This is a genomic window from Bacillus thuringiensis, from assembly GCF_022095615.2.
In the GTDB taxonomy this organism is placed as follows: Bacteria; Bacillota; Bacilli; order Bacillales; family Bacillaceae_G; genus Bacillus_A; species Bacillus_A cereus_AG.
The window spans coordinates 1,496,706-1,516,735 of the sequence record NZ_CP155559.1; the positions used below are offsets into that span (position 1 = coordinate 1,496,706).

Here is a 20,030-nt window from a genome sequence, read left to right on the forward strand (position 1 = left end):
CGAAATTACATGACAAAGGAAAAGCAAAGAAGGGGGCGTTTTGTATATGGCGATGGTTCAGAAGGAAGATGTAATGAAAACAATGGATCAAATGTTAAGTTCTCTCGATTTGCTGGAAATGAATATAGGGATTAGAATGAATCATGCATTGAAGGATAAGAGTGAAAAAATATGCAATAAGATAGAAATAACAGAAATGCATATTGAGCATATGGAAAATAAATTAGTGCATCACGAAGAAAAAGGGAATTGGGTGAAGGCATTTCAAAACGTCGTAGTGAGTGCATAATAAGGTGGGAATAAAATGAAGTATGAACCATTAATACAATCTTCAGAAAAACTCATGCAGTATAATAATGAAGCGAATGTGAAAAAAAGAGAAATGATTGAGTACGATTTTTATAAGGATATGAAACCATTTGTAGATATGGTAGATGAGGAATTAAAAGTGTGGAAAGAATTAGCTTATAAATGGATTAAGGAAGAAAAACCGAAGTATATACATGTACAGCAAATTGATCAAGTGTACGATAATTTACAGACAAATGTATTGCAATGTTTTGTAAATAAAGGTAAAGGTAAGCGATTCTTTGAAACACATCAAGCCATTTCGTATACTTTGCAAAATATAATTGAGCAATGTAAGTAACAAGAGGGGGAACCCTCTTGTTTTTTTTATGCTTCTGTCATTGTTGTAGGTTTTGTTGCCCCGTTTATTTCCAATTCTTTTATTAATGTTCGATAATCTGAAATGCATATTTTTCCTTCGAGATACCAATGTCTCGCAAAGTCTAACAATTCATTTACATTCTCTGTGTAATACCCCTTTTTTTGTGAAAACGCTTGTTTTAAATCCCCTAATACCATGTTGATTCCTCCCCCATGAGAATCTTCTTCTTCATTATCATAGCATGGAAGGGTTTTCTTTTTTAATTTTTTAAAAATTTAAACTTCCGACAAAAATAGACAGATACTCCGTCACACAAATTATTTTACAAGTACATATTATATATGTAGAAACTTATGTGAAGGAGGAGAGAATGCATGTTTCAACAATCTAACGTATATCAGCAATCTAATCCATATGCACAGCAAAATATGTACCAATATAATACAGATACATATTTACGATATAATATGTATCCTTTCGAGCCTCATTATGGAAATCAAAATTATTACCAGCCATTTGAAGTGTCGTTTATGAATCAACAGCAACAACAGCAGCAACCCTATATGAATCAACAACAGCAGCCCTATATGGATCAACAACAGCAGCCCTATATGAATCAACAACAGCAGCCTTATATGGATCAACAACAGCAACCTTATATGAATTCACAATACTATATGCCACCATCATCTCCCTATGGAAATCAACAAGCGATGTTTTATCCACCAAAACAACCGTACCCGACGCAGAGTAAACAAAAGCAACAACAGCAACCAAGCCAATTTTCTAGTTTTGTTTCTCAATTTAAAACGTCAGATGGTAACTATGATGTAAATAAAATGATGAATACAGCTGGACAAATGATGAATGCGATGAATCAAGTGACAGGTATTGTAAAGCAAGTTGGAGGTTTTTTTGGTAAGTAATTTTGGAGGGTTGTCTATAAAGAGTATTGTATAGGAAGTGGGGACTAGACAAATTTCCTTGGAATAAATGGGTATATATAACAAACGGCTTTCCCTCTTTTCTCATACTGTAAAGTGTAATCAGATTTTCTTTAACGAGAGAGGAGAGAAAAAACTATGCATCATTGTCATCCTTGTTTTGGAGGGCATAAGCCTGTAGGACCTATTTGTACAACTGCTCCTGTCATTCATCCGACGAAACAGTGTGTAACACATTCTTTTTCAACAACGGTGGTGCCACACATTTTCCCAACGCATACAACACATGTACACCATCAACAAATTAAAAACCAAAACTTCTTCCCACAAACAAATTCGAATGTAAATGTTGTAGACCCAATCGATCCAGGATTCGGCGGTGGATGTGGACCATGTGGTCATGGACATCATGGACATCACGTATCTCCATTTGGTCCAGGGCCAAATGTATCCCCGTTTGGACCAAACGTATCACCATTCGGACCAAATGTATCGCCATTTTTACCAAACAATGTATCACCAGTAGGTCCGAATATTGGACCAAACGTTGGTGGAATGTTTAAAAAGTAAATGATATGTTAGAACTAGCAAAATGCTAGTTCTTTTTTTGTAATTGGAGTGTTGATATGAAAGTTATTGCTGTAACGGGATATAAGCCATTTGAACTTGGTATATTTAAAAATGATCATCCAGGGGTGGAATGTATAAAAAAAGCATTGCACCGAAAATTAACTACTTTTGTAGAAGAAGGTTTGGAATGGGTGATAATAAGTGGGCAGTTAGGGGTCGAATTATGGGCTGCTGAAGTTGTTTTTGAAATTCAAGTAGAATATCCAGATTTAAAATTAGCGGTATTTACTCCGTTTTTAGAACAAGAAGAAAGCTGGAAGGAAGATAACCGTGAATATTACGAATATATTCTTTCTCAAGCAGACCATATTGATAGTATTACGAAACGGAAGTACGAAAGCCCAGAGCAATTTAAATTAAAAAATCAATTTTTTATTGAAAAAAGTGATGCACTTTTAGCTGTATATGATGAAGAAAAACCAGGGAGTCCCAAATATATTGTAGAAGCAGCAAAGAAAAAAGGAGAAATAGAAAATTATCACAGTTATTTTATTCTTTTTTCCGATTTACAAGATATAATAGAAGAGGAACAGTGGAATAATGCTGAGTAATATGTAATATAGTACTCGTATATATGATTGACAAAAGGCATTGTTTCTGAAAAAATTTAGGTAATGAAAGTTTTGGCAAAAATTTGAGGTGAAGAAAATGATTTCGGATAAAATTAAATTAACGGCGAAAGATATTTTAGAAAAAGAATTTAAAACAGGCATGAGAGGCTATCAACAAGAAGAAGTAGACAAGTTTCTTGATATGATCATTAAAGACTATGAAGCTTTCCACAAGGAGTTTGACCAATTAAAGCAACAAAATGCTCGTTTAAAGCGTGAATTAGAGGAACAAAAATTAGTAGCAACGCAAGTGCCACAACAACCAGTTGTACAAACACCAGTTGCACAACCTGTATATAACAACACGAATACGGACATTTTAAAACGTCTATCTAATTTAGAAAAAGCTGTATTTGGAAGTAAGTTATACGAATAATTTCTAGTGGTAAAAGGGTTAAAGCATTTTACATAGAAAAAAACATTGCAAAATCTTTTTGTTTCCACTATACTAATGGATGTCATAACGTTTGGGTAATCGCTGCAACGCCAACGTTGTAGAGGAAAGTCCATGCTCGCACGGCCTGAGATGGCTGTAGTGTTCGTGCCTAGCCAATTCATAAGCTAGGGTATTCTGGCTGTAAGGCTGGTTTAACGGCAGGGAAAAAACCTAAGTCCTTTCGGATATGGTTTGACTACCTTTAAAGTGCCACAGTGACGAAGTCCTTGAAGAAATGATAGGAGTGGAACGAGGTAAACCCCACGAGCGAGAAACCCAAATAATGGTAGGGGAATCTTTTCCAAGGAAATGAACGACGGGAAAGGACAGGTTGTATAACTTGTAGATAGATGATTGCCACCGGAGTACGAGGCGTGGGCCGTTTGTAGTACAAAGGAACAGAACATGGCTTACAGAACGTTATGAACCAACTATGAAATAACTCAGCTCTCCTTTGTTAGAGGAGGGCTTTTTATTTGTATGAAGTTATAAATTATGAGTTAAAATGGTTAATGAGAAAATTTTTCGTAAAATGTAATAATTAATAGCTATTAATTATTGTTTGAATATACATAAGAGGTGAATGCAAATGGGAAAAGTTACTTTAATTGCAACAGCGGCAATGGGTATTGAAGCGTTAGTTGCCCGAGAAGTTCGCGATCTTGGTTATGAATGTCAAGTAGAAAACAGCAAAGTAACATTTGAAGCAGATGAAAAGGCGATTTGTCGTACGAATTTATGGTTACGTACTGCGGACCGTGTGAAAATTAAAGTTGGCGAATTTAAAGCAACAACATTTGATGAGCTGTTTGAGAAAACAAAAGCGTTAAACTGGGGAGATTATATTCCAGAGAACGGTGAGTTCCCTGTTATTGGTAAATCTTTAAAATCTGAGTTATTCAGCGTTTCGGATTGTCAACGTATCGTTAAAAAGGCTGTCGTTGAAAAATTAAAAACAACGTATAAACGTACAACTTGGTTTGAAGAAGATGGTCCGTTATTCCGTATTGAGATTGCAATGTTAAAAGATATTGCAACATTAACAATTGATGCGAGCGGCGTTGGACTTCATAAACGTGGATACCGTATGGATCAAGGGGAAGCTCCTTTAAAAGAAACATTAGCTGCGTCTTTAATCAAATTAACAAACTGGAAGCCAGATCGTCCTTTCGTAGATCCTTTCTGTGGATCAGGTACGATTCCAATTGAAGCAGCATTAATTGGGCAAAATATCGCACCAGGATTTAACCGAGGCTTTGCATCGGATGAATGGGGCTGGGTTGGTAAACAAAACTGGCGTGAAGCTCGTCAAGAAGCTGAAGATTTAGCGAACTATAATCAACCACTGCAAATCATTGGATCGGATATCGATCATCGTATGATCCGAGTTGCTCAAGATAACGCAGAAGAAGTAGGTTTAGGTGATTTAATTACATTTAAACAAATGCAAGTAAAAGATTTCACGACAAAAGAGGATTATGGCTATGTTGTAACGAATCCTCCATACGGAGAACGTTTAAGTGAAAAAGCACTTGTTGAACAACTATATAAAGAAATGGGACAAGTATTCCGCCCGTTAGATACATGGTCGGCGTATGTATTAACAAGTTACGAAGCATTTGAGAAGTGTTACGGAAAAGATGCATCGAAAAAACGTAAACTGTTTAACGGATTTATCCGTACAGATTACTACCAATACTTCGGAAAACGTCCACCGCGTAATTCATAGTATAAAACTCCTCCAGCGCGCATATACTGGCTATTATGTAATGCGTAAAGGAGGAACTGATATGGATGGTTTCCAATTATCAATGATTCAAAAAGCTATTCACCGTACGTATGATGAGCTCGGAAAAGAAATGGATAGTCAAGGTGCGATTGTAGATGAAATACAAAAAGCACAAGAAGAATATTTGTCAGCTCTTTCACATGAAACAGCGATTGATAAACGATATTTAAAGTCATTAATATAGAAGAAAATTTTCCTTTTTCGAAAGGGAAATTTTTTTTCGTGTATTTCTATGTATGGCAACAGGGGAAAGTGGCTGCACACATATGAGTAGCAGTTGCTATATCTTTTATAGAAAAACTTTTTGGTTGGAGGCTAAGGATGTTTACTGAGAAGAGATTACCATTTGAAGTAGGAAAACAAGATAATTTTTATGATAAGTTGAATGAGTGGATTGGAGATGTGTTTTACGACATCCTTCCGGAAAAAGGCTTTGAAGAGCGTGATGAACAAATTTTTATGGCGTTTCAATTAGAGCGTGCTTTCCAAGAAAAGAAAGTTATGTTCGCAGAAGCTGGTGTAGGAACTGGGAAAACAATTGTATATCTTCTATATGCAATTTGCTATGCACGTTATACTGGAAAGCCAGCTATTATCGCTTGTGCAGATGAAACGCTAATTGAGCAGCTTGTGAAAGAAGAAGGGGACATTGCTAAATTATCTGAAGCTCTAGGACTATCTGTTGATGTAAGACTTGCGAAATCAATGGATAATTATTTATGTTTACGTAAACTTGAAGATGTTATGAGTGGACGAGCTCCAGAAGTAATTGAAGACGTATACTACGAATTACCACAGTTTGTATTCGATCACGGTACGATGCAAAACTTTACTCACTATGGTGACCGAAAAGAATTTCCGCTTTTAAATGATGAGGAATGGTCAAAAGTAAACTGGGATTACTTCCAAGATTGCTTTACTTGTGATTCGCGTCATCGTTGTGGTCAAACTCTTTCTCGTGAGCATTATCGTAAAGCAGCAGATTTAATTATTTGTTCTCAAGATTTCTACATGGATCATATTTGGACGTACGATGCTCGTAAGCGTGAAGGGCAAATTCCGTTATTACCAGAAAGTAGCTGCGTTGTATTCGATGAAGGACATCTTGTAGAATATGCAGCTCAAAAAGCTTTAACATACCGTTTAAAGCAAACGATGATGGAGCAACTTTTAACGAGATTGTTACAAAATGATATTCGCGAGGAGTTTGCACATTTAGTAGAAGAAACAATTTGGCAAACAGAGCGATTCTTTGATGTGTTACAAGAGAATAAAAAGGAAATCGCCGGTTCTGATCGTTTAGGAATTACTGTGACAGAAAAAGTAACTGCTGAAGCAAAGCGACTTTATGCGAAAATTGGTGAAGTCGGTGATGCATTAGTGTTTGAAAGTGAAATGCATACAGTAAACACGTATGATTTAAATATTGTTGATGAACATTTAGATGTATTAGAACATTCACTTCGTCTGTTCATGCACGAGAAAAATGTAATTACATGGGGTGAAGAAGGTGATGGAGCCTTCACGTTAGTGATTATGCCACGTGCTGTTGAAGAAGTATTACAAGAGAAAGTATTCTCGAAGAAGATTCCATATATTTTCTCTTCTGCTACATTATCTAACAACGATTCATTCGCATTTACGGCAAATAGTCTAGGGGTAAAAGATTACTTATCATTCTCAGTTGCCTCACCGTTTGATTATGAGGAGCAAATGGCAGTAAACTTACTATCGCATACGAAAGAAAATGAATGGGAAAGAAAGTGTCAATATACACTTGAAAATATACAAAAGACAAATGGACGTACACTTGTATTATTCCGTACAACACAAGAGCTTGCAGCGTTTAAAGAATATGTAAGTAAAGAACAAATGTCAGTTCCGTTCTTATATGAAGGGGATCAAGAAATTAGTCAGTTAGTTTCTCGTTTCCAAAATGAAGAAGAGACTGTGCTTTGTGCCGTTCATTTATGGGAAGGTTTAGATATTCCGGGTTCATCATTATCACATGTTATTATTTGGTCATTACCATTCCCTCCAAACGATCCTGTGTTTGAAGCGAAGCGTAAACATGTAAATGATCCATTCTGGGATGTAGATGTACCATATATGATTTTACGTCTTCGTCAAGGGATTGGACGTTTAATTCGTACGAGCGACGATAAAGGTGCTATATCAATCTTCTTATCTGATACAGAAGATGAGAAAGTGATAGAAGCGGTGAAAAACGTACTACCAGTAGAAGGTAAAGAATTGTAAGGAAAAAGCTTGGCGCTTGCCAAGCTTTTTTTTTATTATAAAAGGAATTTAGATTTCTATGTCGAATTAAGTTTGAGGTAGAAAAAGGAGGTTTTTATACGATGACAGTAGCTACATATGAAGTAGAAAAACAATTTTTAACATATGTGAAGAAGATACAGAATTACGGAGAAGCATTAAGCTTAATGTTTTGGGACTTGAGAACAGGTGCGCCTAAAAAAGGTGTAGACCAACGTTCAGAAGTAATTGGTATGCTTTCATCAGAAGTGTTTGCCATGTCGACTTCAGATGAGATGGGAAATTATTTAACAGAGCTTGAAAATTTAATACGTGAAGACAAACTTTCTGAAACGACGAAGAAAATGGTTGAAGAGTGTCGTAAAGAATATGATAGAAATAAAAAAATACCACAAGCGGAATATGAAGCGTATGTGAAATTAGAAGCGAAAGCGGAAAGTGTGTGGGAAGAAGCTCGCGAAAAATCTGATTTCGAAATGTTCCGTCCTTATTTAGAGAAAATTGTTGAATTTAAAAAGAAATTTATTACATATTGGGGTTACGAAACATATAAATATAATACATTATTAGATATGTATGAGCCGGGTATTACAGTAGAAGTGTTAGACCACGTATTTGGTCAACTTCGTGAACGTATCGTTCCGCTCGTAAAAGAAATATCGGAGTCGCAAAAGAGATTAAAGACAAGTGCTTTATCAGAACATTTTTCAAAAGAAAAACAAAAGAACTTTACATTAGAGCTATTAAAGCAATTGAATTATGACTTTGAAGCAGGTCGTCTTGATGAAACGGTACATCCATTCGAGATTACATTAAATAGAGGGGATGTTCGTATTACGACACGCTATGACGAAAAAGATTTCCGTATGGCTGTGTTTGGAACAATACATGAATGTGGTCATGCTGTATATGAACAAAATATTGCGGAGAAATTTGAAGGTACACCGCTATGTAGTGGAACATCTATGGGTATTCATGAGTCACAATCATTATTCTTTGAGAACTTTATCGGTCGTAATAAATCATTCTGGAAGAAAAATTATGATTTATTAAAAGAGTATAGTGATGGTCAATTCAATGATATATCAGTAGATGAGTTTTATGATGCGATTAACGAATCGAAGCCATCGTACATTCGTATAGAAGCAGATGAGCTTACATATCCTCTTCACGTCATGGTTCGTTATGAACTTGAGAAAGAATTATTTGATGGTACATTACAAGTGAAGGATTTACCGGCGGCTTGGAATGATAAAATGGAAGCATATTTAGGAATTCGTCCAGAAAACGATGCACAAGGTGTATTGCAAGATGTTCATTGGGCTGGTGGTTCATTTGGATACTTCCCATCTTATGCGCTTGGTTATATGTATGCAGCGCAATTTAAGGAAAGAATGTTAAAAGACATTCCGAACTTTGATGCATTGTTAGAAGAAGGAAATGTAACACCAATTCGTGAATGGTTAACAGAAAATATTCACCAATACGGTAAAACGAAAAAGCCACTTGAAATTTTAGAAGATGTGACAGGCGAAGGATTAAATGCAAACTACTTAGCAGATTATTTAGAAGCGAAGTATAAAGAAATCTATGATTTATAAAAAAGAGCTGCTTACTTGCAGCTCTTTTTTTTAGGGGGTAGAAGAATGTGGTTTATACATATACAGTAATGACGCAAGAAGAAGCGGAAGAAATTGCATATAACTGGCATTATGAAGGGGAATATTCCTTTTACGATATAGAAGCAGATGAAGAAAATTTAGCTGAGTTTTTACATGAGGAGAGTAGAGGAAATCATACTTTTTCTGTGAAGGAAAATGGTACTCTCATTGGTTTCTATACTGTTTGTAAAATAAATAATGGAACGGTTGATATAGGTCTTGGAATGAGACCTAATATAACTGGAAACGGATTTGGTTTACAGTTTATAAACGCTATACTAGCTTTTAGTAAAGAAAAATACGGATGTAATTATATAACACTATCAGTAGCTACATTTAATGAGAGAGCGATTAAAGTGTATAAAAGGGCAGGATTTGAAGCAGTTGGAACGTTTATACAGAAAACAAATGGTAGTTGTTTTGAGTTTTTGAAAATGAATTATATATGTAAAAATGATTAAAAAACAGAAGAATCTCCTTCTGTTTTTTTGATGCAAAAATAAATAATACTTTTTGTAATTGGGAGCTTTGAAATTTTGGAAGAGGATGTGTATGATTGAACTTTAGTAGCAAATAGCAAGTTTAGTAAGGAGATGCAGTATGAGTACAATTAAAACGAAAAATGAAATAGATTTGATGCACGAATCTGGGAAGTTACTTGCGTCGTGTCATAGAGAAATTGCGAAAATGATGAAACCGGGTATTACGACAAAAGAAATTAATACGTTTGTTGAAGCGTATTTAGAAAAGCATGGTGCAATATCTGAGCAGAAAGGTTACAACGGGTATCCATATGCGATATGTGCATCTGTAAACGATGAAATGTGTCATGGGTTTCCGGCCGATGTTCCTTTAGCTGAGGGGGATATTGTAACAATTGACATGGTAGTAAACTTAAATGGTGGTCTTTCAGATTCTGCTTGGACGTATAGAGTTGGAAATGTTTCTGATGAAGCAGAAAGGTTGTTGATAGTAGCTGAGAATGCTTTGTATAAAGGAATTGATCAGGCGATAATCGGTAATCATGTAGGAGACATTGGCTATGCAATTGAAAGCTATGTAGCAAAGGAAGGTTTTTCTGTCGCAAGAGACTTTACGGGACATGGAATTGGTAAGGAGATTCATGAAGAACCAGCAATTTTTCATTTTGGGAAACAAGGACAAGGACCTAAGCTACAAGAAGGAATGGTAATTACAATTGAGCCGATTGTAAATGTAGGTATGCGATATTCGAAAGTAGATTTAAATGGATGGACTGCAAGAACGATGGACGGGAAATTATCAGCTCAATATGAGCATACAATTGTGATTACAAAAGATGGGCCAATCATTTTAACGAATCTTTAATATGATATGTAAGAGTTTACAAAACTCGAACGAAAATGATATTTTTATAAAATTTGTACGTGTTTTATTAAGAAAAGCTTTTCAAAGTATAAAAAGTGCGTTATAATCCTTCTATAAAATAAATAGTTAGCTACACTCATATAATCGCGGGGATATGGCCTGCAAGTTTCTACCGAAGTACCGTAAATACTTTGACTATGAGTGAGGACGAATATATTTGCTTGTTTAGCATTCTTTTTTGCGAAACTCCAAAAGCGCGTCTCTCACTTGTAACGAGTGGTGGCGGCTTTTGGAGTTTTTTATTGCATAAGAGGGGGAACAAACATGAAAGTATTACAAGAAAAGATTTTGAACGAAGGAAAGGTTTTATCTGGTGACGTATTAAAGGTAGATGCATTTTTAAATCATCAAATTGACCCAGTACTTATGCAAGAGATCGGAAAAGAATTTGCTAAACGTTTTAAAGAAGAGAACATTACAAAAATCGTAACGATTGAATCTTCGGGCATTGCACCGGCAGTTATGGCTGCATTAGAGCTTGGTGTAAAAGTAATCTTTGCAAGAAAACGTAAATCGTTAACGTTACAAGATAATATGTACGTTGCAAACGTATACTCATTTACGAAACAAGAAACGAATGAAATTTCATTATCTCGAAATCATATCGATGAAACTGATCGCGTTTTAATTATCGATGACTTTTTAGCAAACGGTCAGGCTGCTTTAGGTTTAATGAGTTTAGTAGAGCAAGCAGGAGCAAGTATTGCAGGTATTGGTATAGTTATTGAAAAAGCATTTCAAGATGGAGGAAAGAAGCTGCGTGAACAAGGCGTTCGTGTTGAGTCACTAGCAGAAATTGCATCACTTGATAACGGCACAGTTACATTTGTACAGCATGAAACTGCGGAGGTGAAATAAGCGATGAAGCAACATCCATTTAAAATCGCATCGCTTGGTATGCAGCATATGCTTGCTATGTATGCTGGTGCAATTATCGTTCCGCTTATTGTGGGCGGTGGGCTTGGTTTAAATCAAAAAGAGTTAACATATTTAGTCTCAATTGATTTATTAATGTGCGGCGTAGCAACAATTTTACAAGCACTATCAAATCGCTTTTTCGGTATTGGACTTCCAGTTGTGCTTGGTTGTACATTTACAGCGGTTGGCCCGATGATTGCAATCGGAAAACAATACGGGGTGTCTTCTATTTATGGAGCGATCATTGCTGCGGGGTTATTCGTTGTTATTTTTGCGAAATTATTTGGAAAACTTGTAAAACTATTTCCACCAGTTGTAACAGGATCTGTCGTTACCGTAATTGGAGTTACACTTGTTCCAGCAGCAATTAATGATATGGCTGGAGGAGTAGGAAGTAAGGATTTTGGTAGTCTTGAAAATTTAGCGTTAGCATTTGGTGTGTTACTATTTATCATCATTATGTATCGTTTCTTTGACGGATTTATTCGTTCAATCTCTATTTTACTAGGTCTATTGTTCGGTACAATCGTTGCAGCGTTTATGGGGAAAGTAAGTTTGCAAGCGGTTGGAGAAGCCGATTGGTTCCATGGTATTCAGCCATTTTACTTCGGTACACCAACATTTGAATTAACGCCAATTATTACGATGATCTTAGTTGCTTGCGTAGGGATTGTAGAAGCAACAGGTGTATATTTCGCATTATCTGATATTTGCAATAAAAAGATCGGTGAAAAAGAATTAACAAAAGGTTATCGTGCAGAAGGATTAGCGATGGTGTTAGGTGGTATTTTCAACGCTTTTCCATATACAACATACTCTCAAAACGTAGGACTTGTTCAATTAACTGGAGTAAGAAATCGCGTTATTATTTATACTTGTGGTGGTATGTTAATCGTTCTTGGTTTCATTCCAAAAATAGCAGCTATTACAACTATTATCCCGAAATCAGTACTTGGCGGTGCGATGTTAGCGATGTTCGGTATGGTTATGGCATATGGTATTAAAATGTTAAGTAGCGTTGATTTTGGTAAACAAGAAAACTTATTAATTGTGGCGTGTTCTGTGGGAATCGGACTTGGAGTTACAGTCGTTCCTACTTTATTCTCACAACTTCCTGAAAATATTCGTATTTTAACAGATAACGGAATTGTACTTGGAAGTGCGTCAGCAGTACTTTTGAATATTGTATTTAATATGGTGCCGCAGCGTAAAGTGAAAGTAAAAGAAGAGCCAGTGTCTATGCAAAGTGCAGTAAGAGAAGCGTAAAAAAGCAAGGTCTCATTATGAGACCTTGCTTTTCTTTTTAAGTGGCATCATTTTCCCGTACGTACCAAGACGCCAAATGTACTCAAGTGGCCCGTATTGATAACGTGACAGCCACCAGCGGCTAATAAAGATTTGTAACGTGTAGAAACCGACGCAGAATAGTGGTCCTACCCATAATGGAGCAGGATAATAATTTTTGAGTAATAGACCAAATACAAGTAATGTAACAATTGTATGCGAGATGTAATTTGTTAACGCCATTCGGCCAACGTATTGGAACGGGCGTAATATCTTTTGCCATCTTTCTTTTTGTAATAAACGCATGAGCGTGAAAATGTAGAAGATGAATAATGTCTTTCCGCTAAACATTGTAAAGGCCTGCATATAAATTGGTTCATAAGATGGTTTTGATAAGAAATAACGGACCATGAAGAACCACATTGGCAATGTTAAAATGAACATAATAATTTGCCATTTTTTAAGCTTTGGATCTAACTCTTTCGTACGGCGGAAAATATCCTTTTTACCGGCATATAAACCAAGTAAAAATAGCCCAACTGTTTCTGGGAGCATGAATGCGTTTAGTCCAATTCCATCAGCATAAAATGCATGGAAACGATTTTGTATTTGTGACACCCAGTCTTCAAGTGGCATGATTGGTAAGGATAACCCGAGTTCCTCCCTTGGCATCAAGGCAATACCAATACTAGCAATTAGCATAATAAACTGAAAAATACTTAATAAAACGATTGCCCATATTAAAATGGTACGAGGTTCTCTCTTATAAAATAAAAATAAGAAGAATCCAGCGATTGCATAAGTATGTAAAATGTCTCCGTCCCATAAAAGAACGTAATGTAAGAAACCGAATAATAATAAAATAAGTAAGCGACGAACAAATAAAGTTTTTGGACGATCTGTTTTCGCTTCAGCACGAGTCATAAAAATGTAAAAGCCTAGGCCGAATAAAAACGAAAAGATAGTATAAAACTTTGTTTGAATAAACATATCGTAGAATAGACGGATATAGCTATCTAGCCCCTCATAAATTCCTGAAAGATCACGTGAGTCAATCCCAGCGATAACAGGCCAGTTAACAAGAAAAATACCTAGTACAGCTATTCCTCTAATCATATCGATGGAGTGTATCCTCTCGCCTTGTGAAATATTTTGTGTCATTATTTTCCTCCTTGTTAATTAATTACCTTTTATTATACAAAATGTAAGATGGAGGGTATAGGGTAGATTTCCATTTTTTTTTAACTATTAAGTTATGTAAGATGAGATATAATAAGAGTGCACAACAAGTTTTAACCTTCTTCAAAACAGGCAGTGAAGCTCCTTCTTATAAGGGGCTTTCTTTATGAAAAGTGTTGATAATGATTCTCTTTAATGATAAAATGTATTTAAAAGTGATAATCATTATCAAAAAAAGGTTGGTGCATGAGTATGGTATATGCATTAGTAGCAGGTACAGTCGCTGTATATGCAGTTATTGCAAAGTATGTTTTAAATGGAGTAGGAACAGCAAAATGAGTGATATGACATAAAATCCCTTTCATTTGTAAAAAGAATGAAAGGGATTTTTTATTTTTAATGAGAATATGCTGAAAATTTAGTATGATAGTAAAGTGAAACTGTAATCAATGAGAGGATGTATGTCCCGTTGATTATGAGCTCGCAAATAGCGAGGAAAAGTATATACATCTTGGATAAAGGGGAACAAGGGGATGACAAACATAGTACAGACAAACGGTATGAAAAAACTTGTTTGTTTTTATGAAGAGTGGCAAAAACACGGCGATGCAGAGAATAGTGTAAAGTTGTTTGAGGTGATTCAAAAATATAAGCAAGAGCAGCTTATGATTGCGTTCTGCGGTCACTTCTCTGCAGGGAAATCAACGATGATGAATCATCTATATAAAGCGCAGTTGTTACCGACAAGTCCTATTCCGACAAGCGCTAACGTTGTCAAAATTGAAAAAGGGATGGATCGTGTTGTTGTAACGGTTAAATCTGGAGAACAGTACGAGTATGACGGTGCATATTCAGCTGAAGAATTAAAACAAATTTGTAAAGACGGTGATGAGGTAATTGGTGTTCACATTTATCGGAATGATGCGCCAATTCCTGAAGGTGTTATGTTAGTTGATACACCAGGGATTGATTCAACAGATGATGCCCACCAACTAGCGACAGAATCAACGCTGCATCTAGCAGACGTAATTTTTTATATGATGGATTATAATCACGTCCAATCGGAAGTGAATTTACAATTTGTTAAAGAATTGAAACAACGTAATAAAACGGTTTATCTCGTTGTAAATCAAATAGATAAACATAAAGAAAATGAATTATCGTTTGAGGATTATAAAGATAGTGTAAAACAATCGTTCTCTAACTGGGATATTGAAGTAGATGGAGTGTATTATACTTCATTACGAATGATGAACCATACACATAATGAAATTGGGAGCTTAGAAACATTAATTACTTCTATTATGAAAGAAAAAGAGCAGTATGTAAGAGATGGAATGGAGCGAGAAACAGAATATTTAATGGGAGAACATTTCTCGTTTATTCTTTCTGAAAATGAAAAAGCTCTTTTGAAATATGAGGAAGAGTTAGCATCACCGCTTTCCGTTTCAGAGATAGTGGAAAAGAAAGAAGCGCTAACGGAAACTAAACAACGCGAGGCTAGTAAAGAATCTCATGTGAGAAACGAATTTATAAAAGGCTTACAAGCTATATTAGATAACGCGTATTTAATGCCATTTGAAATGAGAGAATTGGCAAATGCGTATTTAGAAACGAAATTAACTAAGTTTAAGGTCGGTTTGCTATTTGCGAAAGGAAAGACGGAGCAAGAAAAACAGAGACGTTTAGATGCTTTTTATTCTGCCTTACAAAAGATTGTTGAAACGCAACTTGATTTCCATGTGAAAGAATTTATTGTTACCTTCTTAAAAGAAGAAGGATTGTTTACAGAGGAAATTGGGAAAGACATATATGCTTTAGAAATAGCTTTCGGACCAGAAATGTTGGCTGAAGTCATTAAACAAGGAGCAGGTTTCACAGGTGATTACTTACTTCTTTATACAGCGGATGTAGCGAATGAACTGAAGAAACGTTATTTTACAAAAGCACAGCAAATTTTTGATAAAAGTGCAGTTGTTTTAAAGCAAAAAGTGAAGGAAGAAGTTACTCGTATTGAAGAAGAGATAGAAAAATATACGATGTTGCAAACGGCAAAAGAAACGAAATTGCAATACAGTAACAATTTGGAGACATATGAAAGTTATTTGCAAAATGTTTGGCACGAGCGTATTGCTACGCCAGAAGGATTGCAAATAGAGGAGATATTGCAAAGTAAAACACAAATTGTTAGTGAGAAATTCACACTACAAGAGCAGGAAAGCGTGAACAGTAACGTAATGGCTCGTGAGGAAGAGATAAAAGGAACGGCAGCTTTAAATATTCAGCGTATATTAGAGAAAGTGAAGAAAGCTGAAACGATATTAGAGCCATTGCCAGCGCTGAAACACGTACAGCAAGAGGTAATAGAAAAAAGGCGTCGTGTGGAAACGAAACAATTTACAGTAGCGTTATTCGGAGCTTTTAGTGCTGGGAAGTCATCATTTGCTAATGCATTGCTTGGTGAGAAGGTACTTCCTGTGTCACCAAATCCGACGACGGCAACGATTAATCAAATTTTGCCAGTTACAGAGGAAAAACCACACGGAACAGTAATCGTTCAATTTAAATCAAAGCAAGCTCTATTAGAAGATATGAAAGCTGTTTATAAGCTGTTTCATTATGAGATTACTACGTTAGATGAAGCGTTAGCACAAATTGATAAAGTTATGAAACATCCTTCACCAACTGGGAAGCAAAAAACAACATTTAGCTTTTTACGAGCGGTACAAAAAGGGTATGATACGGTTTCTGTTCATTTAGGGGAGCAAGTACAAGTTACATTAGAAGAGTTTTCTGATTATGTAGCGAATGAAGAAAAATCATGTTTTGTTGAGTACATGGAGCTTTATTATGATTGTGCTTTAACAAGGCAAGGAGTAGCGCTTGTAGACACACCTGGAGCGGATTCCATTAACGCCCGCCATACGGATGTTGCGTTCCAGTATATTAAAAACGCAGATGCTATTTTATTTGTAACATATTATAATCATGTGTTCTCTCGTGCTGACCGTGAATTCTTAATCCAGCTTGGTCGTGTAAAGGATACGTTTGCTCTTGATAAAATGTTCTTCTTAATTAATGCGGCCGATTTAGCAGAGTCTGAAGAAGAACTTGAAATGGTAAAAGGGTATATCGCAGACCAGCTACTGCAATACGGTATTAGAAATCCGCGTTTATTTGCAATTTCAAGTTTATGTGCGCTTGAAGAGAAGCAAGGAAAGAATATTGAAAAAGAGAAGTACGGTATTTTACAAAACTCTGGGATTGCTAAGTTCGAGGAATCATTTACATCCTTTATGATGAGAGATTTAATGCTCGTATCTGTTCATGCTTTATATGGTGCATTGCAAGGAGCAGATCAGCTTTTAGTAAATATGATAAATGGTGCAAAGCAGGGGAATGAAGAGAAAGAGAAGCAAACGAAAAAATATGAAGCAGAGCGTGATCAACTACTTCATATTATTTCATCATATAGTGTGCTTGCTGAAGAGCAGGCGATGCACAATGAAGTGAAAGAATTGCTTTACTACGTGCAACAGCGTCTATTCCTCCGCTATAACGATGTGTTTACTGAATTTATTAATCCAGCATCGCTTCGAACGGATGGAAATGTGAAAGTGCAGTTGCAACAGTGCGTTATGGAATTAGTAGCATTTATTCAGCATGACTTATTACAAGAAATGCGTGCGACATCATTACGCCTTGAAAAATGGATAGATGAAGCGATGAAACGTGCAAAGAATGAGATTGTGGTGAACTGTAAAGTAGAAAATGAATCAATTTCTATGAGTGGAACAGTGGATTATGAATATAAAGATATTACACATAAAGAACCGTTCCCTTCAGTTGAAATAAAAGATTTCAAAAAAGCATTGGCACATTTTAAAAATGAAAAAAGCTTTTTTGAAAAAAATGATAAAGCTTTCATGCAAGAAGAGGCTAAATTTGTATTAGAGCCTTTCGTATCAAACTATGTAGCTGATGAAAAAGATTTATTTGTTCATCATTATAAGCAAGAATGGGATATGAAATGGAACTTATTCCAAAAAGTGATGCAGCAAGATGTGATGAACTACTATGAAAGTATATTATTTGCATTGGCTGAAACGATTGATGTATCACTATATGAACAAAGTAAAGAACAATTGCAAAAGCAGTTAGTGGAGATTGAAAAAGAAATTTATGTGATCTAATTATTATGAGAAAAAGATTCGTTCAATTTTCTTTTGCAGTACTGTATCTAAAGATTTGACAAACCCAGCAAATTCATCGGTAGAAATCATATGAGTAAGAACGAGTCGTCTGCCGTCTGGTGTTTCACCGCATAAGACGAATGAAGAAAATTCATATGTTTTGTTTTCTACTACTAATTTTGGATAGGAATACGTGTCGCTTTTCTTCTTCTTTCCATCAATAGAGATGACGTTGCATTTTTTCTCATTGTTGTCCATGGTGAATCCCTCCTTTCTATTACTTATGGTAGACAAGGAGGGATTAGAACAATAGAGAAAGGGGAATTTTTTATGAGTGTAGTAATAGAGTATATTTCGAAAGAAGCTATACCGAAACCTTTATTATTGCTTGCTGATCCAAGTGAGGGGCAAATTGATGCATATGTACAAAGAGGCTTAACATATGTAGCTAAGCAAGAGGAGCATGTTATCGGTGTATATGTTCTTTTGGAAACAAGGCCGAAGACGATGGAAATTATGAATATTGCGGTTGTAGAGCATTTGCAAGGAAAAGGGATTGGGAAGAAGCTAATAAGTCATGCCATAGAAACTGCTAAAGGATATGGTATGTCAAAACTTGAAGTTGGTACAGGCAATTCTAGTGTTTCACAACTTGCTTTATATCAAAAATGTGGATTTCGTATTTTTTCTATTGATTTTGATTACTTTTCGAAGCATTATGAAGAAGAGATTATTGAAAATGGGATTGTATGCCGTGATATGATTCGGCTTGCAATGGAATTGAATCAGAACGTATAACTTATTTAGGGGGAAGAGAATATGGAAGTACATAAAGCAATTACAGCACATTCTCGTAAACAAAATGAAAGTGTAAAAGCATGTTTACAATTAGATGCGCAGCGTGAAGCAGCGATTGAAGCAGCCGTATCTCTTGCGTCAAATGGGAAAGAATTTTCGGTTGATGTCATTAATGTTGTAACAAAGCAAATTAATGCTCTTGCAAAAAATGGTGTTACCTTGCAGCGTAAATATGTTACAGAAGAAATGGTTATGGAGTATGTAAGTCGTTTGCAAGAGAAAGAAGGTCGTTAAAGATGATAGTTACAGTCGAATGGTTACGTGAGCATATAGAAGATGAGAATGTCCGTATAATCGATTGTCGTTTTGATTTAGCGAACCCTAATTGGGGTAGAGAAAAGTATGAGGAAGAACATATTCTCCATGCGTTATATTTTGATTTAAATTTAGATTTATCAAGTCCAGTAGCAGAACATGGTGGTCGTCATCCATTGCCGAATATTGAGGAGTTTGCAGACAAGCTTTCACAAGCTGGTATTGATGAACATACGACAGTAATTGCATATGACAGTCAAGCGGGTGCAAATGCTTCTCGTCTCTGGTGGTTATTAAACTATGTAGGGCATGAGAAAGTATATATATTAGATGGCGGATTTCCAGCTTGGAAAGAGAATGGACTACCGACAACAACGGAAATTCCTGTTGCTAAACGAAAAGCATTCAAAGTAAATGTACAAGATTATATGCTTGTAACGATGGAAACAGTGAGAGAGAATATTCATGCAGGTGCAAATGTTACGTTAATTGATTCTAGAGAACCAAAACGTTATGCTGGTGTAGAGGAACTAGTTGATCCAAAAGCAGGGCATATTCCGACAGCAGTAAACTATTTTTGGAAGGATGGAATTGTCCAATCAGGACAATTTAAGAATGAAGCTGGGCAACAAGAACGATTCCAAAATCTTTCGAAAGATAAGGAAACAATTGTATATTGTGGTTCAGGCGTTACAGCCTGTCCAAATATTCTTGCATTGAAATTAGCTGGATTCCAAAATGTTAAATTGTATGCAGGTAGCTGGAGTGATTGGATTTCTTACCCAGAAAATCAAATTGCAAAAGAAGAAGATTAATCACTTGCATGCAAAAATAATTTGTATTAAAATAAGGTCACAAGCAAGAAATTGCTCGAAAAACTTTGTATTTTACACATTGGAAACAATGTGATAATATAAC

The 20,030-nt window shown here is 35.8% G+C and carries 21 protein-coding genes, 1 other RNA gene and 1 riboswitch; of the genes, 19 read left to right on the forward strand and 3 right to left on the reverse strand.

What is annotated here, in order from left to right; all coding sequences use genetic code 11:
* The first annotated feature begins 46 nt into the window (after window positions 1-46).
* Together KZZ19_RS07785 and KZZ19_RS07790 are read left to right on the forward strand one after the other, a co-directional pair.
* Window positions 47-289 (forward strand): hypothetical protein, encoded by a 243-nt coding sequence (locus tag KZZ19_RS07785; protein WP_001252039.1) that lies wholly within the window; start codon window positions 47-49, stop codon window positions 287-289.
* Window positions 290-304: 15 nt separating this feature from the next.
* The gene (locus KZZ19_RS07790) at window positions 305-649 is read left to right on the forward strand and encodes a YppE family protein (protein WP_088095806.1); all 345 of its coding nucleotides are present in this window, start codon (window positions 305-307) and stop codon (window positions 647-649) included.
* Between the two features lie 26 nt (window positions 650-675).
* On the opposite strand, the gene KZZ19_RS07795 is transcribed toward KZZ19_RS07790, so the two are convergent.
* The gene (locus tag KZZ19_RS07795) at window positions 676-867 is read right to left on the reverse strand and encodes a YppF family protein (protein WP_000242661.1); all 192 of its coding nucleotides are present in this window, start codon (window positions 865-867) and stop codon (window positions 676-678) included.
* Between the two features lie 177 nt (window positions 868-1,044).
* Between KZZ19_RS07795 and KZZ19_RS07800 the strand changes: the two genes are divergently transcribed.
* From KZZ19_RS07800 to pbuX, 13 genes are all read left to right on the forward strand, one after another.
* Window positions 1,045-1,596 carry a YppG family protein gene (locus KZZ19_RS07800; protein WP_088095807.1) on the forward strand — a complete coding sequence of 184 codons (552 nt, stop codon included), beginning with the start codon at window positions 1,045-1,047 and terminating at the stop codon, window positions 1,594-1,596.
* A gap of 156 nt (window positions 1,597-1,752) precedes the next feature.
* Window positions 1,753-2,184 (forward strand): CotD family spore coat protein, encoded by a 432-nt coding sequence (locus KZZ19_RS07805; RefSeq protein WP_237981883.1) that lies wholly within the window; start codon window positions 1,753-1,755, stop codon window positions 2,182-2,184.
* Window positions 2,185-2,240: 56 nt separating this feature from the next.
* Window positions 2,241-2,795, forward strand: a complete 555-nt coding sequence (locus KZZ19_RS07810) for a DUF1273 domain-containing protein (RefSeq protein WP_076536397.1) — start codon at window positions 2,241-2,243, stop codon at window positions 2,793-2,795.
* 97 nt (window positions 2,796-2,892) lie between these two features.
* Window positions 2,893-3,231, forward strand: a complete 339-nt coding sequence (gpsB, locus tag KZZ19_RS07815; protein WP_000622425.1) for a cell division regulator GpsB — start codon at window positions 2,893-2,895, stop codon at window positions 3,229-3,231.
* Between the two features lie 87 nt (window positions 3,232-3,318).
* Window positions 3,319-3,709, forward strand: an RNA gene (gene rnpB / locus KZZ19_RS07820) — RNase P RNA component class B.
* Window positions 3,710-3,880: 171 nt separating this feature from the next.
* Complete coding sequence (locus KZZ19_RS07825; RefSeq protein ID WP_000521229.1) at window positions 3,881-5,020, forward strand: THUMP domain-containing class I SAM-dependent RNA methyltransferase; 1,140 nt, start codon at window positions 3,881-3,883, stop codon at window positions 5,018-5,020.
* A gap of 61 nt (window positions 5,021-5,081) precedes the next feature.
* Window positions 5,082-5,264, forward strand: coding sequence for a DUF3921 domain-containing protein (locus KZZ19_RS07830; protein WP_088095809.1), 183 nt, complete (start codon window positions 5,082-5,084; stop codon window positions 5,262-5,264).
* A gap of 137 nt (window positions 5,265-5,401) precedes the next feature.
* On the forward strand, window positions 5,402-7,339 hold the full coding sequence (locus KZZ19_RS07835; protein WP_088095810.1) for an ATP-dependent DNA helicase: 1,938 nt from the start codon (window positions 5,402-5,404) through the stop codon (window positions 7,337-7,339).
* A 101-nt stretch (window positions 7,340-7,440) separates the two neighbouring features.
* On the forward strand, window positions 7,441-8,958 hold the full coding sequence (gene ypwA, locus KZZ19_RS07840) for a carboxypeptidase M32 (protein WP_237981884.1): 1,518 nt from the start codon (window positions 7,441-7,443) through the stop codon (window positions 8,956-8,958).
* 47 nt (window positions 8,959-9,005) lie between these two features.
* Window positions 9,006-9,479 carry a GNAT family N-acetyltransferase gene (locus KZZ19_RS07845; protein WP_237981885.1) on the forward strand — a complete coding sequence of 158 codons (474 nt, stop codon included), beginning with the start codon at window positions 9,006-9,008 and terminating at the stop codon, window positions 9,477-9,479.
* 139 nt (window positions 9,480-9,618) lie between these two features.
* Window positions 9,619-10,365, forward strand: a complete 747-nt coding sequence (locus tag KZZ19_RS07850) for a type I methionyl aminopeptidase (RefSeq protein WP_237981886.1) — start codon at window positions 9,619-9,621, stop codon at window positions 10,363-10,365.
* Window positions 10,366-10,481: 116 nt separating this feature from the next.
* Window positions 10,482-10,583, forward strand: a riboswitch (purine riboswitch).
* A gap of 106 nt (window positions 10,584-10,689) precedes the next feature.
* Window positions 10,690-11,283, forward strand: coding sequence for a xanthine phosphoribosyltransferase (locus KZZ19_RS07855; protein WP_000866491.1), 594 nt, complete (start codon window positions 10,690-10,692; stop codon window positions 11,281-11,283).
* Between the two features lie 3 nt (window positions 11,284-11,286).
* A complete protein-coding gene (gene pbuX / locus KZZ19_RS07860) occupies window positions 11,287-12,609 on the forward strand; it encodes a xanthine permease PbuX (RefSeq protein ID WP_000809222.1) in 1,323 nt (440 codons plus the stop codon).
* Between the two features lie 15 nt (window positions 12,610-12,624).
* Here the strand turns inward: pbuX and KZZ19_RS07865 are convergent, their stop codons facing one another.
* Complete coding sequence (locus tag KZZ19_RS07865; protein ID WP_237981887.1) at window positions 12,625-13,788, reverse strand: DUF418 domain-containing protein; 1,164 nt, start codon at window positions 13,786-13,788, stop codon at window positions 12,625-12,627.
* Window positions 13,789-14,339: 551 nt separating this feature from the next.
* Here KZZ19_RS07865 and KZZ19_RS07870 point away from each other — a divergent pair.
* A complete protein-coding gene (locus tag KZZ19_RS07870) occupies window positions 14,340-17,999 on the forward strand; it encodes a dynamin family protein (RefSeq protein ID WP_237981888.1) in 3,660 nt (1,219 codons plus the stop codon).
* A 3-nt stretch (window positions 18,000-18,002) separates the two neighbouring features.
* Here KZZ19_RS07870 and KZZ19_RS07875 read toward each other — a convergent pair whose 3' ends face one another.
* Window positions 18,003-18,257 carry a DUF3931 domain-containing protein gene (locus KZZ19_RS07875; protein WP_000369740.1) on the reverse strand — a complete coding sequence of 85 codons (255 nt, stop codon included), beginning with the start codon at window positions 18,255-18,257 and terminating at the stop codon, window positions 18,003-18,005.
* Window positions 18,258-18,329: 72 nt separating this feature from the next.
* On the opposite strand from KZZ19_RS07875, the gene KZZ19_RS07880 reads away from it, so the two are divergent.
* The 3 genes from KZZ19_RS07880 to KZZ19_RS07890 are packed head-to-tail and all read left to right on the forward strand — an operon-like array spanning window position 18,330 to window position 19,927.
* Entirely contained in the window at window positions 18,330-18,797 is a 468-nt protein-coding gene (locus tag KZZ19_RS07880; RefSeq protein ID WP_237981889.1) for a GNAT family N-acetyltransferase, read from the forward strand.
* Window positions 18,798-18,818: 21 nt separating this feature from the next.
* On the forward strand, window positions 18,819-19,091 hold the full coding sequence (locus KZZ19_RS07885; protein WP_016088583.1) for a YpbS family protein: 273 nt from the start codon (window positions 18,819-18,821) through the stop codon (window positions 19,089-19,091).
* A 2-nt stretch (window positions 19,092-19,093) separates the two neighbouring features.
* On the forward strand, window positions 19,094-19,927 hold the full coding sequence (locus KZZ19_RS07890; RefSeq protein ID WP_237981890.1) for a sulfurtransferase: 834 nt from the start codon (window positions 19,094-19,096) through the stop codon (window positions 19,925-19,927).
* Window positions 19,928-20,030 lie beyond the last annotated feature (103 nt).

What these genes read in the sequence shown, in the direction of transcription:
- KZZ19_RS07785 (WP_001252039.1), top strand. Translation starts at nt 47, where the DNA reads ATGGCGATGGTTCAGAAGGAAGATGTAATGAAAACAATGGATCAAATG.
- KZZ19_RS07790 (WP_088095806.1), top strand. Translation starts at nt 305, where the DNA reads ATGAAGTATGAACCATTAATACAATCTTCAGAAAAACTCATGCAGTAT.
- KZZ19_RS07795 (WP_000242661.1), bottom strand. Translation starts at nt 867, where the DNA reads ATGGTATTAGGGGATTTAAAACAAGCGTTTTCACAAAAAAAGGGGTAT.
- KZZ19_RS07800 (WP_088095807.1), top strand. Translation starts at nt 1,045, where the DNA reads ATGTTTCAACAATCTAACGTATATCAGCAATCTAATCCATATGCACAG.
- KZZ19_RS07805 (WP_237981883.1), top strand. Translation starts at nt 1,753, where the DNA reads ATGCATCATTGTCATCCTTGTTTTGGAGGGCATAAGCCTGTAGGACCT.
- KZZ19_RS07810 (WP_076536397.1), top strand. Translation starts at nt 2,241, where the DNA reads ATGAAAGTTATTGCTGTAACGGGATATAAGCCATTTGAACTTGGTATA.
- gpsB (WP_000622425.1), top strand. Translation starts at nt 2,893, where the DNA reads ATGATTTCGGATAAAATTAAATTAACGGCGAAAGATATTTTAGAAAAA.
- KZZ19_RS07825 (WP_000521229.1), top strand. Translation starts at nt 3,881, where the DNA reads ATGGGAAAAGTTACTTTAATTGCAACAGCGGCAATGGGTATTGAAGCG.
- KZZ19_RS07830 (WP_088095809.1), top strand. Translation starts at nt 5,082, where the DNA reads ATGGATGGTTTCCAATTATCAATGATTCAAAAAGCTATTCACCGTACG.
- KZZ19_RS07835 (WP_088095810.1), top strand. Translation starts at nt 5,402, where the DNA reads ATGTTTACTGAGAAGAGATTACCATTTGAAGTAGGAAAACAAGATAAT.
- ypwA (WP_237981884.1), top strand. Translation starts at nt 7,441, where the DNA reads ATGACAGTAGCTACATATGAAGTAGAAAAACAATTTTTAACATATGTG.
- KZZ19_RS07850 (WP_237981886.1), top strand. Translation starts at nt 9,619, where the DNA reads ATGAGTACAATTAAAACGAAAAATGAAATAGATTTGATGCACGAATCT.
- KZZ19_RS07855 (WP_000866491.1), top strand. Translation starts at nt 10,690, where the DNA reads ATGAAAGTATTACAAGAAAAGATTTTGAACGAAGGAAAGGTTTTATCT.
- pbuX (WP_000809222.1), top strand. Translation starts at nt 11,287, where the DNA reads ATGAAGCAACATCCATTTAAAATCGCATCGCTTGGTATGCAGCATATG.
- KZZ19_RS07865 (WP_237981887.1), bottom strand. Translation starts at nt 13,788, where the DNA reads ATGACACAAAATATTTCACAAGGCGAGAGGATACACTCCATCGATATG.
- KZZ19_RS07870 (WP_237981888.1), top strand. Translation starts at nt 14,340, where the DNA reads ATGACAAACATAGTACAGACAAACGGTATGAAAAAACTTGTTTGTTTT.
- KZZ19_RS07875 (WP_000369740.1), bottom strand. Translation starts at nt 18,257, where the DNA reads ATGGACAACAATGAGAAAAAATGCAACGTCATCTCTATTGATGGAAAG.
- KZZ19_RS07880 (WP_237981889.1), top strand. Translation starts at nt 18,330, where the DNA reads ATGAGTGTAGTAATAGAGTATATTTCGAAAGAAGCTATACCGAAACCT.
- KZZ19_RS07885 (WP_016088583.1), top strand. Translation starts at nt 18,819, where the DNA reads ATGGAAGTACATAAAGCAATTACAGCACATTCTCGTAAACAAAATGAA.
- KZZ19_RS07890 (WP_237981890.1), top strand. Translation starts at nt 19,094, where the DNA reads ATGATAGTTACAGTCGAATGGTTACGTGAGCATATAGAAGATGAGAAT.